This is a genomic window from Hydrogenophaga pseudoflava, from assembly GCF_004353865.1.
GTDB lineage: Bacteria > Pseudomonadota > Gammaproteobacteria > Burkholderiales > Burkholderiaceae_C > Hydrogenophaga > Hydrogenophaga pseudoflava.
In genome coordinates, this window is sequence record NZ_CP037867.1 from 722361 (window position 1) to 734988 (window position 12628).

Genomic DNA, 12628 nt, shown 5'->3' on the forward strand with positions numbered 1-12628 from the left:
GCATGAGCAACTTTCTGGTGGTGCGGCAGGGCGACACCGAGCGCTGGACGCTCAACGACCCGGCCACGCGCAACGCGCTGTCCGACGGCATGGTGGTCGCCCTGTTCGAGGCCTGCCTGCGGGCCAAAGCCGACGCCAGTCTGCGCACGGTGGTGCTCACCGGCGGGGGCGGCGCCTTCTGCGCAGGCGGCAGCCTGGGGCATTTCGCCAGCGCCATCGGCCAGCCGCTGGCCGAGGGCGCACACGACCCGCTGGTCGACGCCAACCGCGCGTTCGGCGACGTGCTGCACGCGCTGACCGAACTGCCGCAGCTGCTGGTGGTGGCGGTGGACGGGCCGGCCCTGGGCGGCGGCTTCGGGCTGGCCTGCTGCGGCGACGTGGTGCTCGCCACGCAGCGCTCGGTGTTCGCCACGCCCGAGGTGACGCTGGGCCTGCCACCGGCGCAGATCGCGCCCTTCGTCTGGCGCCGCCTCGGCGACCGCGCCGCGCGCGACTGCCTGCTCTCGGGCAGGCACTTCAGCGCCAGCGAAGCGTGCGACCTGGGCCTGGTCAACGACGTGGTGGCCGACGGCGAGATGGAAGCGGCGCTGGCCGACACGCTGGCGCGCCACCGCCTGGCCGCACCCGGTGCCCTGGCCGCCACCAAGCAGCTGCTGCGCCGCCTGCACGGACCGCTGCCCGACCTGCGCGACGAAGCCGCCATCGCCTTTGCGTCGGCCCTGCGCGGGCCGGAGGCGGCCGCCGGCCTCAAGGCCTTTGTGCGCAAGCAGCCCGCACCGTGGGTGGAGGGGGGCGCATGAAGCGCCTGCTGATCGCCAACCGCGGCGAGATCGCGCGCCGCATCCTCCGCACCGCGCGCCGGATGGGCGTCGCGACCGTGGCGGTGTATTCCGACGCCGACCGCGACGCCTTGCACGTGCGCGAAGCCGACACGGCCGTGGCGCTGGGCGGCACGGCCTCGGCCGACAGCTACCTGCGTGTGGACAAGCTGATCGACGCCGCGCGCGCCAGCGGCGCCGACGCGGTGCACCCCGGCTACGGCTTCCTGAGCGAGAACGCCGGTTTCGCGCAGGCCGTCATCGACGCGGGCCTGACCTGGGTCGGCCCGCCGCCCGCCGCCATCCGCGCGCTGGGCAGCAAGTCCGCCGCCAAGGCGGTGGCGCTGCGGCAGGGCGTGCCGGTGCTGCCGGGCTACTTCGGCGACGACCAGCGCGACGAGACCTTCGCGGCCGAGGCGCAGCGCATCGGCTACCCGGTCATGGTCAAGGCCGTGGCCGGTGGCGGCGGGCGCGGCATGCGCCTCGTGCACAGCGCCGAGCAACTGCCCGCCGCGCTGCAGAGCGCGCGGTCCGAAGCCCTGGCCGGTTTCGGCAATGGCGACCTGCTGATCGAACGTGCGCTGCTCAACCCGCGCCACGTTGAGGTGCAGGTGTTCGCCGACACCCACGGCCACTGCATCCACCTCGGCGAGCGGGACTGTTCGGTGCAGCGCCGCCACCAGAAGATCATCGAGGAGTCGCCCAGCCCGGCGGTCTCGCCCGAGCTGCGCGCCGAACTGGGCCGCTGTGCGGTGGCGCTGGCGCAGGGCGCGGGTTATGTGGGCGCGGGGACCGTGGAGTTCCTGCTCGACGGCGACCGGTTCTTTTTGATGGAGATGAACACTCGGCTGCAGGTGGAGCACCCTGTCACCGAAATGCTCACAGGGTTGGACCTGGTCGAATGGCAACTTCGCATCGCGCGAGGCGAACCCCTGCCGCTGACGCAAGACCAGGTGCGGCTCCAGGGCCACGCCATCGAGGTCCGCCTCTGCGCCGAAGACGGGCATTTCACCCCGCACGCCGGCACGGTGCAGCGCTTCGGCGAACCACCGCTGAGCGACGGCCTGCGCTTCGACCACTCACTCGAAGACGGCACGGTGGTTACGCCGCACTACGACGCCATGCTGGGCAAGCTGATCGCCCACGCGCCGACCCGCGGCGAGGCCATCGCGAAGCTCGCGCAGTCGCTGGACGACACCGTGTTGCTGGGCCTGCCCAGCAACCGCGCCTTCCTCGCGGCCTGCCTGCGCCACCCGGTGTTCGGCGCGGGCGAGGCCACCATTCCCTTCCTCGCGCAACACGGCGACGGGCTGCGCGCGGCGCTCCAGCCGCCGCACGAGGCCGGCGTGGCCGCCGCGCTGGCCGCGACCTGGCTGGGCCGTGCGGGCACCGATCTGCCCAGCCCGTTCGTGCGGCCGCTGCGCGTGAAGTTTGGAGAGACCACGCTGGACCTGACCGTACGGGAACTCGGCCACGGGGTGTTGCAGGTGCAGGCCGGTGAGCGTGAACACACCGCGCACATCGGCTACGGGACGGTGGCGCTCGATGGCATCGCAAAGCCCGCGCAGGTGGTGCGCAAGACCGGCGGCCACTGCCATGTGCGCTGGGGTGCCCACGACCTGCACCTGCAGGACCTGAGCCTGTCCGCCGCGCTGAGCGGTGGCCAGGGCCCCGCGGCGCGCGAACTGCGCGCGCCCTTCAACGGCAAGCTGGTGTCGCTCATGGTGCAGCCCGGCCAGCGCGTGGCGCGCGGGCAGGTGCTGCTGACCATCGAGAGCATGAAGATCGAACACCAGATCGGCGCGCCGCGCGACGCCACCGTGTCCGGCGTGACCGTGGTGGCGGGGCAGCAGCTGGTGCCGGCACAGGTGCTGCTGGTCTTTTCGGAAGAGGGCGCATGACCACCGACACCGCGAACCACTTCGACGCCGCCGACCTGCAGGCGCTCGTCGACACCGTGCGCCGCTTCGCTCTGGAGCACGTGCGCCCCAACCTTGACGCCTGGGAAGCCGCCGGCGAGATTCCGCGCGCGCTATACCGCGAAGCGGCCGACCTCGGCCTGCTCGGTCTGGGCTACCCCGAACACCTGGGCGGCGCGCCCGCGCCCTGGCGCGCGCGCGACGCGCTCTCGCAGACCCTGGCCCGCTACGGCACCAGCGGCGGGCTGATGGCCAGCCTGTTCTCGCTCAACATCGGCCTGCCGCCGGTGCTGGCGCACGGCACGCCCGAGCTGCAGGCCGAGGTGGTGCCGCCCGTGCTGCGCGGCGAGCAGATCGCCGCACTGGGCATCACCGAACCCGGCGGAGGGTCCGACGTGGCCGTGCTGCGCACCACCGCGCGGCGCGAGGGCGACGAGTACGTGATCGACGGCGAAAAGGTCTTCATCACCTCCGGCCTGCGCTGCGACTGGCTGACCCTCGCGGTGAGAACCGACGCCAGCAACAAGGGCGCCAGCGGCATCAGCATGGTGGTGGTGCCCATGGACCGGCCCGGCGTCTCGCGCAGCGCGCTGCAGAAGATGGGCTGGCACTGCTCCGACACCGCGCACCTGCGCTTCGATGGTGTGCGCGTGCCGGTGCGCTACCGGCTCGGCGAAGAGGGCGCGGGCTTCCGCATGATCATGGGCAACTTCAACGGCGAGCGCCTGGCCATGAGCGCCATGGCGCTCGGCTTTGCCCAGGCCTGCTACGACGAGGCGCTGGACTGGGCGCGCCAGCGCCAGACCTTCGGCGCCGCGCTCATCGAACGCCAGGTCATCCGCCACAAGCTCATGGACATGCGCATGCGCATCGAATCCACCCAGGCCTGGGTGGACGCCGTCACCGCGCGCGCCGACGCGGGCGACACAGGCCCGGATTGGGTGGCGCATGTCTGCCTGCTCAAGAACCACGCCACGCAGGCCATGCAGTTCTGCGCCGACGCCGCGGTGCAGATCCTCGGCGGCATGGGCTACATGCGCGGCACCGCCAGCGAACGCATCTACCGCGAGGTCAAGGTCATGATGATCGGCGGCGGCGCCGAAGAGATCATGAAAGAACTCGCCGCGCGACAATCCGGACTATGAGCAAAACCCCACCACCACTGCCCACCGAGTTCGAGCCCGAGTTCATCGCCGGGCTCAAGGCCATCTTCGAAGAGAAGATCGTGTTCAACCAGGTGCTGGGGCTGAGGATCACCAGCCTGCTGCCCGAGCGCGTGACCGCGCGCATCGACATGCGCCACGAACTGATCGGCCACTACAGCCACAACCGCGTGCACGGCGGCGTCATCAGCGCCGGGCTCGACGCCATGGGCGGCCTGGCCTGCATGGCCGCCATCGGCGCGCGCCACATGGACGAAACGCCCGATCAGCGCCTGCACCGCTTCGGCAAGCTCGGCACCATCGACCTGCGCATCGACTACCTGCGCCCCGGCATCGGCGAGCACTTCGAACTCAGCGCCGAGGTGCTGCGCCTGGGTTCGCGCGTCGCGTCCACGCGCATGGAGTTCCGCGGCGCGGACGGCAAGCTGCTGTCCTGCGGCTCGGGCGCATACATCGTGTCCTGACGCCATGTCACGCCGCAGGCCCCGGCCGGCCGGTCGCCTCGGGCGCTGGGCGCGGCGGTTCTGGGCCTCGCCCAACACGCTGCTCGGTCTCGCGCTCGGCCTGCTGCTGGTGCCGTTTGGCGCGCGCCTGCGCATCGTGGACGGCGTGATCGAGATCGCCGCGCGCCGCGCGCCACCCCGCCGCCGCTGGCCGTTCGCCGCCATCACCTTCGGCCACGTCGTGCTCGGCACCCATGCGCAGGAACTGCAGCGCCTGCGCGCGCACGAGCGGGTGCATGTGCGGCAGTGCGAACGCTGGGGGCCGCTGTTTCTGCCGGCGTATCTGCTGGCCGGGGCGTGGCAGTGGCTGCGCGGGCGGGATGCCTACCGGGACAACCCGTTTGAGGTGGAGGCGCGGCGGTTGGGTGGAGGATGAACCCCGTTGGACGGGTTGAAGCTGCGGCCTTGATTGGCCGGGTGTCCGAGTTGCAGCGACAGCCGACGGTGGACATCGCCAAACGTACTCTCCGTGACTGCCCAAAAAAAGCGGCTGTTGGTTAAAGCGTCTGGCGCAGGCATGAGTGGCGGCTGTGCGAGGTGCCGCGGCCATAACGTTCCCGCGATCCGGCCACTCAAAGACACTCTTGACCGCGTGCCACAGTGCATCGAACCCGTGGACTCAGAATGCCGTTCGCGCAATGTTCTTCGCGACCACCCGTTTGGTTCGAAGATGCCCACGCTCGCGCTCTACTTGTCTGCGTTGACAGCGCGTGCGTAGAAAAACTTCTTCGCCAACTCCACAGCGAACACGTAGGTCAAAGCCAAAGCGATCATGCCGAGCATCAGGGGGGCAGGCAAAGGAACAAAACCGAAGATCGAGCTGAATGGCAGGTACGGCAGTACCAATGCAATCGCAATCACTACCCCGGTGGCAATCAAAAGCCAATTGCCTGGTCGGCTGCGATAGAACGGGCGTCGTGTACGAACGACCAGTGCGATCACCAATTCCGTGAGAAGCGATTCGACGAACCAGCCGGTCCGGAACTCTTGCGGCGCAGCCTGGAACACCCTCAGCAGGACGCCAAAGGTCAGCAAGTCGAACACGGAACTGAGCAACCCAAACAGCACCATGTAGTCGCGGATGAAGACCGTGTCCCAGCGGCGCGGCTTCGCCACCATATCCGCATCCACCCGGTCGCTGGCGATGGCCGTGGCCGGAATGTCGGAGAGGAAGTTGTTGAGCAGGATTTGCGAGGCCAGCAGCGGCAAGAAGGGCAGAAAGACAGATGCCACTGCCATGCTAAACATGTTGCCGAAGTTGGCGCTGATGGTGGTGAGGATGTACTTGAGTGTGTTGGCGAAGGTCATCCGCCCTTCGTCGATGCCCAGGCGCAGGATGCCCAGGTCCTTACGAAGCAGAACAAAATCAGCCGCGTCTTTCGCGACGTCCACCGCGGTATCCACCGAGATACCCACATCGGCGGCGTGCAGGGCCAGAGCGTCATTGATGCCGTCGCCCATGTAGCCGACCACATGACCGGTCTTTTGCAGCGCGAGGATGATGCGCTCCTTCTGGTTCGGGTCCACCTCCGCGAAGACGGTGGTGCGCGATGCCGCATGCATGAGAGCCTCGTCGCTCATGTCGTTGAGCTCTCGGCCGGTGATGACGTTCGTAGTGGGAAGATTGACCACTTTGGCGACATGGCGTGCCACCTTTTGGTTGTCGCCCGTGATGATCTTGAGTTGCACGCCGCGCTGCGCCAGATCGACCAATGTCTGGCTCGCGTCCGGCTTGGGTGGGTCCATAAAGAGCAGGAACCCAGCAAAGTTCAATCCGTGCTCGTCCACGCGCGCATATGACCCGCTGCGAGCTTCGATCGCCCGCGAGGCCACACCAAGAACACGGTAGCCCTGGCCGCTCCACTCCTCAAAACGGGCCTCGATTTGCTGGCGCCTGGTGGCATTGAGCGGTGCTTGATCGACTCCCGCACTCGTGCACAGTGCCAGTATCTTGTCGAGCGCGCCCTTGGTGATCAGCGTGCGCGCACCGGCGGCATCGGCGACCACTACGGACAGGCACTTGCGCACGAAGTCATAAGGGATCTCGTCGACCTTCTTCACAGCACCGAGGTCCAGGTCGGTGTTCTTCGCTGCGGCGATCACCGCCTCATCGAGCGGATTGGCAAGGCCAGACTGGAAACCTGCATTGATGCTTGCAAGCCTCAATACCTCCGCGCTGGGTTGTCCGAGGACGTCGACAGCGCCGTCGAGCGCCACAACGCCCGCGGTCAGGGTGCCAGTCTTGTCGGTGCACAGCACATCCATGCTGCCGAGGTTCTCGATCGAGTTCAACCGGCGCACGATCACGCCCAGCTTGGCCATGCGCTTGGCCCCATGCGACAGGGTGATGCTGACGATGGCCGGCAGCAGCTCCGGCGTGAGGCCAACCGCCAAGGCCAGGGCGAACAGCAGCGAGTCAATCGGCGGCTTGGCCATGAAAATGTTGATGGCGAGCACCACCAACACCATCACCAGCATGATTCGAGTGAGCAGGTAGCCAAAGCGCTGGATACCGCGCTCGAACTCGGTCATGGGGGGCCTCATGGCGAGCTTGCCCGCTATCTGACCGAACACGGTTGCCTTGCCTGTCTGAGCAATCAAAACGAGCGCAGTGCCGCTGCTCGCACTGGTCCCCATAAACACACAGTTGTTGCGCTCGGCCAAGCCAGCTTTGGCGGTGACGACACCCGGCTTCTTTTCAACTGGAAATGTTTCTCCGGTGAGAACCGCCTGATTGACGAAGAAGTCCTTCGCTTTCAGCACGACGCCATCGGCGGGGACCAGGCTGCCAGCAGAAAGGAGCACCAGATCGCCCTGGACCACCCTCCTTGAAGGCAATGTCTTAGGCTGACCATCACGCAGGACATTCGAATGAATGGTGACTTTGGAGCGCAGCTTTTCGATGGCGTTGCCCGCGATGTATTCCTGCGCAAAGCCTAGGAGGGTGCTGCCCAAAACAATGGCCACTACCACGCTCGCATCAATCCACTCACCGGCGAACATCGAGATGATCGACGCGACGATCAGGATCAGCACCAGCGGACTCTTGAACTGGGTGATGAAAAGCCCAAGTGCCGTTGCCTTCTTGGTCGCATCGAGCGCGTTGGGGCCATGGAGCTTCAGGCGAACACTGGCCTTGTGCTCGGAGAGGCCACTTGCGTCGGAACCCAGTTTTTCCAAGAGCTCTTCTGCCGGCACGCTCCAGTATGCGTCGGGAATGATTTGTGAGGCTGAACTCGGGCGCGATTTGGGCCTGATCAACTTGGAAACCAACGGCATTGATGTTTCCTCAAACCACTGAACCGGTTCTGATGTTCAGGTCAGGGGCAACCATTGGTCAGAAAGCAGCCAACTCCACCCGATCGACGGCAACGGGTCACCGGTGGGCCAAGACAAAATCTATGAACCCGCGCTCAACTGAAGTGGAAACCAGCTTGACCTGTACCTGCTCGCCAATATGGATGCTGGTGGTGACGCCTTTGATTCTTCCCTCCGCAGGCGGTTCGAAGATGCGCACCCATATCCCGTTGTCGCCTGCCCCCGTGACCACGCCAGCAAATACCTGACCGATGTGGGAGTGAAGCAGCAAGGCCGCCTCTGACTTGCGAACCTGACGTTCCACCTTTTGTGCCGCGTCCTCCTGAGTGGTGCAGTGAATCGCCAGCTCATCCAGTTCCTCGTCTGTATACGCCGATGGCGCGTCGGCCAACGCCGCCTTCAACAACCTTTGAGTGATCAGGTCCGCAAAACGCCGGTTAGGCGCGGTGGAATGCATGTAGTCCCGCACGGCAAGGCCAAAATGCCCGATCGCTGGGCTCTCAGGCCGCTCGACGACGTACTCGCCCGAGCCCATCAGCTTGACAATCACCAGCGAGAGGTCGGGAAATCGCAGGGGATCGGCTCGGTGTTGTTGCGCAAGAAAAGCCTCCAGAGCCTTGCCGTCTGGCTGCCGAGGCAGGCTCGTGCCGTACTGGTGTGCAACCTCAACGATGCGCTGCCACCGTTCTGGTGACCGAACCACCCGCCGCAACGATGCCATGCCTTTGTCCGCCAGGAACCGTGTGGTACAGCCGTTGGTGGCAATCATGAATTCTTCGATCAACTGCCGGGCGCGGTTTTGCGGTTGTTGCCGTATCGCGGTGATGCGCTCTCCTTGAAACAGGGCCCTGGGTTGGAAGGTTTCAAACTCCAGCGAGCCCTGCATCCGGCGCAGCACCCGGAGTTTCTGTGCTAGGTCGTCTTGCCAACGCAGCTGCAAGCTCATGCCTTCAACGCGCTGTGCAGGCTCGGGCAGCTCGCCTTCACCCTCAATCCAGGCCGACACTGCGTCATACGCGAGCTGCGCCTTGTTGCGCACGATGGCACGGTAAATGGAGGAAGCCGTCATGATCCCGTCGTCACTGAACAGCATCTCGACGACAACGGCCAGCCGGTCCTGATCGGGGTTCAGTGACGTCAGGTCGGTGCACAGGCGCTCTGGCAACATTGGAAAGATCCGCGCCGAGGTATACACCGAGGTGGTGTTGTGGCGCGCATGCGAGTCGATCGGTGTCCCCTTTTTGACCAGGGCATCAACATCCGCAATGGCGACGAACAAACGCATCTCCCGATGCTTCACTGTTTCTATGGCGGTCAGTTGATCCAGGTCACGGGAGTCATCGTTGTCGATGGAGCACCAAGGCAGGCCGCACAGATCCCGGATATGGGAATCCTTCTCCATCGCTGGACTGCTCAGACGTGCTACTTGCTTGTGCACGTCGTTTTGAAACTCCGGCTCCAGGCCCCGGCTGAACATGGCCCATGAGGCTATCGTCGCCAGGCTGGTACGGTGATTGGACAACGCGTGGCGCAAGATGTTCTCCGGCAGTTGACATGCATTCTGCGCCCGTGGCGCGCTGCGCGGTTTGCACACGGTCAACATTTGACTTTCGGTGTGATCGGACGATGCAGAGCAACCTCAGTGGGCAGTCGCTGGTGGAGCGCATGGTGGGCGGTTCGGGCAGTGGCGGTGCACGCATCACGCCGCAGGGTCTGCAGCTGCTGGCGCTGGCGGCGGTAGCAGCCGCGAGGGCCAGAGGCGGTTTTGGACTGAGCAATCCCGGGCGCAAGCTGCATGGAGTTGCCTCAGCAGGAACCTCATTCGAACGAGCACCGCCAGGTGGCAGTCCATCCACATGTCCGTGCGCCCTGACCGCCGACGCTGACAAGCTCAGCGACTCAAGGGGGTTTCATTCGGACTCGGAAGTCGAGCGGTCAAGACTCGGACCAAACCACCGCCACATCGGCTTTGTTGGCTTGCTCCAGCATGCTCACCAGTGGCACCAGCCGCTGTGACAGCCGCACATCGGGGTCGGCATCGTCCGTGGCGGGGAGCGGTTCCGGCGCTGACTTTTCTTCCTTCAGGCGCAAGGCGTGGTCTTCCCGCCAGGCCCGCTGCAGGATGTCGATGGCCCGGGGCAACTGATCCGGACTGATCACGCCCTCTGGCGTGAGGTCTTTTCCGATCAGCCGCAGCGCACCCTGGGCATCGGCGCCCAGCATGACGAGATCGGCCGTGGCCTGTGATTTGAATCGGTACAGCATGGGCAGCTTTCGGTTGAAGTGGTGAAGGGTGTGGACGACCGGAGCATCGAACACCAGTGGCCACAACGGCAATCACGACCGTACGCCAACTTGCCACGTTGCGCAAACCCGAAAGTCAAGCACGTGCCCGATACGCGTCATGAGACATCCGTGGGTTCGCCAGCGCACAGACGCCCGCCGGCCCGGGCGCCAGCATGCGTGCACGGGTCTCGCAAAAGCATGGCCCTGCGGCGCCGCTGTTTGCGGACGCTGCCATTCCTCTCCTACCGAAAGCCCCCCATGAAAACCAGCACCCAACGTTTCTCCGCCCTCCTGCTCGCAGCCGCTGCGCTCACCAGCGTGATGGGCTGTGCCTCCACTGCCACCCAGGAAAGCACCGGCCAGTACATGGATGACACCGCCATCACGGCCAAGGTGAAGTCGGCCATCTTCAACGACGCGTCGCTCAAGTCGGCCGAGATCAATGTCGAGACTTTCAAGGGCGTGGTGCAGCTCAGCGGCTTCGTCAACTCGGCGGCCGACATCCAGCACGCAGCACAGCTGGTGCAGGGCATCAGCGGCGTGCGTTCCGTGCGCAACGACATGCGCCTGAAATAAGTGTCCCCTCCCACCACCCTGGAAAGAACGCCATGAACACCACCGTCAAGACCCTCGGCGACGAAGCCTCGAACCTGGCCCACGAGGCCGCACTCGGCACCGAGCACGCCATCCGCTCCACACAACACCTGGCCCAGCAGGGGCTCGACGGACTGGGCACCGCGCGGGCACAGACCGGTGCCGCCCTGCAGCAGCTGGCGCACGACACCAGCGCGCTCACCCACCGGGGCATGGAAGCCCTGCGCGACGGGGGCCAGCAACTGCGCGAGAAGTCCTCGCACGCGCGCCAGGCCACCGCCGAGTACATCCAGCACGAGCCGATCAAGTCCGTGCTGATCGCGGCCGCGGTGGGGGCGGGTCTCATGGGCCTGCTGACGCTGTTGAGCCGGCACCGCGGCAACGGCCACTGACTCACGGACGCCGGTACATGATCCATCCCGTGTTCCGCCTGGCCGCGGCTCAGCCCATGCTGCTGGCCGCGCATGTGGGCGCCTATGCCGAGCTGGTGTCCGAAGAATTGCACACCAGCGCAGCCGCGGTCCAGCGGCGCCTGCTGTGGCAGCTCGGCGGGGCCTTGTGCCTAGCGGTCGCGGCGGTGCTGGCCGGGGTGGCCTTGATGCTCTGGGCGTCGCTCGCGCCCGGCGCGGCACCGGCCGCATGGCTGTTCGTGGCCACGCCGCTGCTGCCTGCGGCACTGGGGCTGGCGGCGTGCTGGCGGGCCCAGACCCACCGCAACGGCGAACCCCTGGCCCAGCTGCGCGCACAACTGGCCGAAGACGCTGCCCTGCTGGCCGGTCACACCGCGCCATGAACACGCCCACACCGTTCTCCCAGGCGCTTTCTGCCAGCAGCGCACAGCTGCGTCTGGCCGAGAGCCGGGCACAGATCGCCCGCTGGCTGGAACAGGACCGCCAGGCGCCCGTCGCATCGTCGGCACTGGGCTGTGCGGTGCGCAGCGCACTGCCGCTGCTGGGTGGTCTGCGTGCCCACCCGGGAACGGCCGTGGTGCTGGGGGCGCTGGCACAGGCCTGGCTGCGGTCCGGTCCGCCGCCATCCCCTGTTGGGAGCGGCTTCATACGCCCGCCGTGGGACCTGGCCATCGCGCTCGCACGCCGCCATCCCAGGATCAGCCTGGTCGCGGTGGGCGTCACCGGTCTGGCGCTGTGGTGGTGGAGCCGTTCGTCCAGCCGCCCACCGTCTCGCTGAATCTCCTCACCCCTCGAAAGGAACCGCCATGCTGTACACCATCGCCCTCGCTCTGCTCATCCTCTGGCTGCTGGGCCTGGTCACCGCCACCACACTGGGCGGTTTCATCCACATCCTGCTGGTGGTCGCCATCGTCATCGTGCTGCTGCGCGTGATCCAGGGGCGCAGCCCGCTTTGATTCCGGCGCGGGGCGCGCCGGTCCGATCCGGCCACCCCGCCCGACTCACTCCCGGGGTTCGCCCTGGGCGTTGACCGTCACGCTCGGTCCCGGCCGCTCGGTCAGCTGCACATGGTGGATGACGCCCCGGAACTCGTAGGTCACATCCCAGTAGTCGACCTGGTCGCGGCCACCCGAGGGGCTGCAGCGCTGGACGTCCTGGGTGACGGGGCCGCGCTGTGGGGACTGGCCCACCTGGGAACCGATTGCCGCACCGGCCACCACACCACCGACGGTGGCCAGGTCCTTGCCGGACCCGCCACCGATCTGGTGACCCAATATGCCGCCGATGACCGCGCCCGCCAGCGCGCCCGGGACATTGGCGCTGCTGCGCGGCGGTGGCACCTCTTCGCGCTCCATCCAGCAGCGCTGGCCGCCGGCGGTGATCACGGCGCGCGCCGACAGCACTTTCGCCTCGAACAGCCGTTCGTCGGGGGCACGCCGGTAGTCCCGCCGCGCCGATGACGGCCCCGCCTCCGGGTGGCTGGGCCGAACCGTGTCCGGATAGCGGTCGGCCGGGGCCGGTGCCGCGCAACCGGACAAGCCAGAGATGAATGGCACCAGCACAACGGCGATGCACAGGCGGGTGAGCGGGGTGGGAAGACGGGTGTTCATGGTGAAG

The 12628-nt window shown here is 66.7% G+C and carries 14 protein-coding genes; 10 read left to right on the forward strand and 4 right to left on the reverse strand.

Annotation, left to right across the window (positions count from 1 at the left end):
- Positions 1-2: 2 nt before the first annotated feature.
- Genes HPF_RS03630 through HPF_RS03650 form a run of 5 tightly spaced genes read left to right on the forward strand, consistent with a single transcriptional unit; the run spans position 3 to position 4779 of the window.
- The gene (locus HPF_RS03630) at positions 3-800 is read left to right on the forward strand and encodes an enoyl-CoA hydratase/isomerase family protein (RefSeq protein ID WP_133155772.1); all 798 of its coding nucleotides are present in this window, start codon (positions 3-5) and stop codon (positions 798-800) included.
- Positions 797-2719 carry an acetyl/propionyl/methylcrotonyl-CoA carboxylase subunit alpha gene (locus tag HPF_RS03635; RefSeq protein WP_133155773.1) on the forward strand — a complete coding sequence of 641 codons (1923 nt, stop codon included), beginning with the start codon at positions 797-799 and terminating at the stop codon, positions 2717-2719. Before HPF_RS03630 ends, HPF_RS03635 begins: the two co-directional genes overlap by 4 nt.
- Positions 2716-3882, forward strand: coding sequence for an acyl-CoA dehydrogenase family protein (locus HPF_RS03640; protein ID WP_133155774.1), 1167 nt, complete (start codon positions 2716-2718; stop codon positions 3880-3882). The genes HPF_RS03635 and HPF_RS03640 overlap by 4 nt, the downstream gene beginning before the upstream one ends.
- Positions 3879-4364, forward strand: coding sequence for a thioesterase family protein (locus HPF_RS03645; RefSeq protein ID WP_133155775.1), 486 nt, complete (start codon positions 3879-3881; stop codon positions 4362-4364). The genes HPF_RS03640 and HPF_RS03645 overlap by 4 nt, the downstream gene beginning before the upstream one ends.
- 4 nt (positions 4365-4368) lie before the next feature.
- Positions 4369-4779 carry a hypothetical protein gene (locus HPF_RS03650; protein ID WP_133155776.1) on the forward strand — a complete coding sequence of 137 codons (411 nt, stop codon included), beginning with the start codon at positions 4369-4371 and terminating at the stop codon, positions 4777-4779.
- Positions 4780-5090: 311 nt separating this feature from the next.
- Here the strand turns inward: HPF_RS03650 and mgtA are convergent, their stop codons facing one another.
- From mgtA to HPF_RS03665, 3 genes are all read right to left on the reverse strand, one after another.
- Positions 5091-7682, reverse strand: coding sequence for a magnesium-translocating P-type ATPase (gene mgtA, locus HPF_RS03655; RefSeq protein ID WP_133155777.1), 2592 nt, complete (start codon positions 7680-7682; stop codon positions 5091-5093).
- Positions 7683-7779: 97 nt separating this feature from the next.
- Positions 7780-9255 carry an RNB domain-containing ribonuclease gene (locus HPF_RS03660; protein WP_341785651.1) on the reverse strand — a complete coding sequence of 492 codons (1476 nt, stop codon included), beginning with the start codon at positions 9253-9255 and terminating at the stop codon, positions 7780-7782.
- Between the two features lie 401 nt (positions 9256-9656).
- On the reverse strand, positions 9657-9986 hold the full coding sequence (locus HPF_RS03665; RefSeq protein ID WP_133155779.1) for a DUF1840 domain-containing protein: 330 nt from the start codon (positions 9984-9986) through the stop codon (positions 9657-9659).
- A 279-nt stretch (positions 9987-10265) separates the two neighbouring features.
- Between HPF_RS03665 and HPF_RS03670 the strand changes: the two genes are divergently transcribed.
- From HPF_RS03670 to HPF_RS03690, 5 genes are read left to right on the forward strand one after another with little or no spacing between them, the layout of a single operon-like run.
- Positions 10266-10583, forward strand: coding sequence for a BON domain-containing protein (locus HPF_RS03670; RefSeq protein ID WP_133155780.1), 318 nt, complete (start codon positions 10266-10268; stop codon positions 10581-10583).
- A gap of 32 nt (positions 10584-10615) precedes the next feature.
- Complete coding sequence (locus tag HPF_RS03675) at positions 10616-10993, forward strand: hypothetical protein (protein ID WP_133155781.1); 378 nt, start codon at positions 10616-10618, stop codon at positions 10991-10993.
- A 17-nt stretch (positions 10994-11010) separates the two neighbouring features.
- Complete coding sequence (locus HPF_RS03680) at positions 11011-11394, forward strand: hypothetical protein (protein WP_133155782.1); 384 nt, start codon at positions 11011-11013, stop codon at positions 11392-11394.
- A complete protein-coding gene (locus HPF_RS03685; protein WP_133155783.1) occupies positions 11391-11789 on the forward strand; it encodes a hypothetical protein in 399 nt (132 codons plus the stop codon). Before HPF_RS03680 ends, HPF_RS03685 begins: the two co-directional genes overlap by 4 nt.
- A 28-nt stretch (positions 11790-11817) precedes the next feature.
- On the forward strand, positions 11818-11967 hold the full coding sequence (locus HPF_RS03690) for a lmo0937 family membrane protein (protein ID WP_133155784.1): 150 nt from the start codon (positions 11818-11820) through the stop codon (positions 11965-11967).
- A gap of 45 nt (positions 11968-12012) precedes the next feature.
- Here the strand turns inward: HPF_RS03690 and HPF_RS24040 are convergent, their stop codons facing one another.
- Positions 12013-12621, reverse strand: a complete 609-nt coding sequence (locus tag HPF_RS24040; RefSeq protein ID WP_279512607.1) for a glycine zipper 2TM domain-containing protein — start codon at positions 12619-12621, stop codon at positions 12013-12015.
- Between the last annotated feature and the right edge of the window lie 7 nt (positions 12622-12628).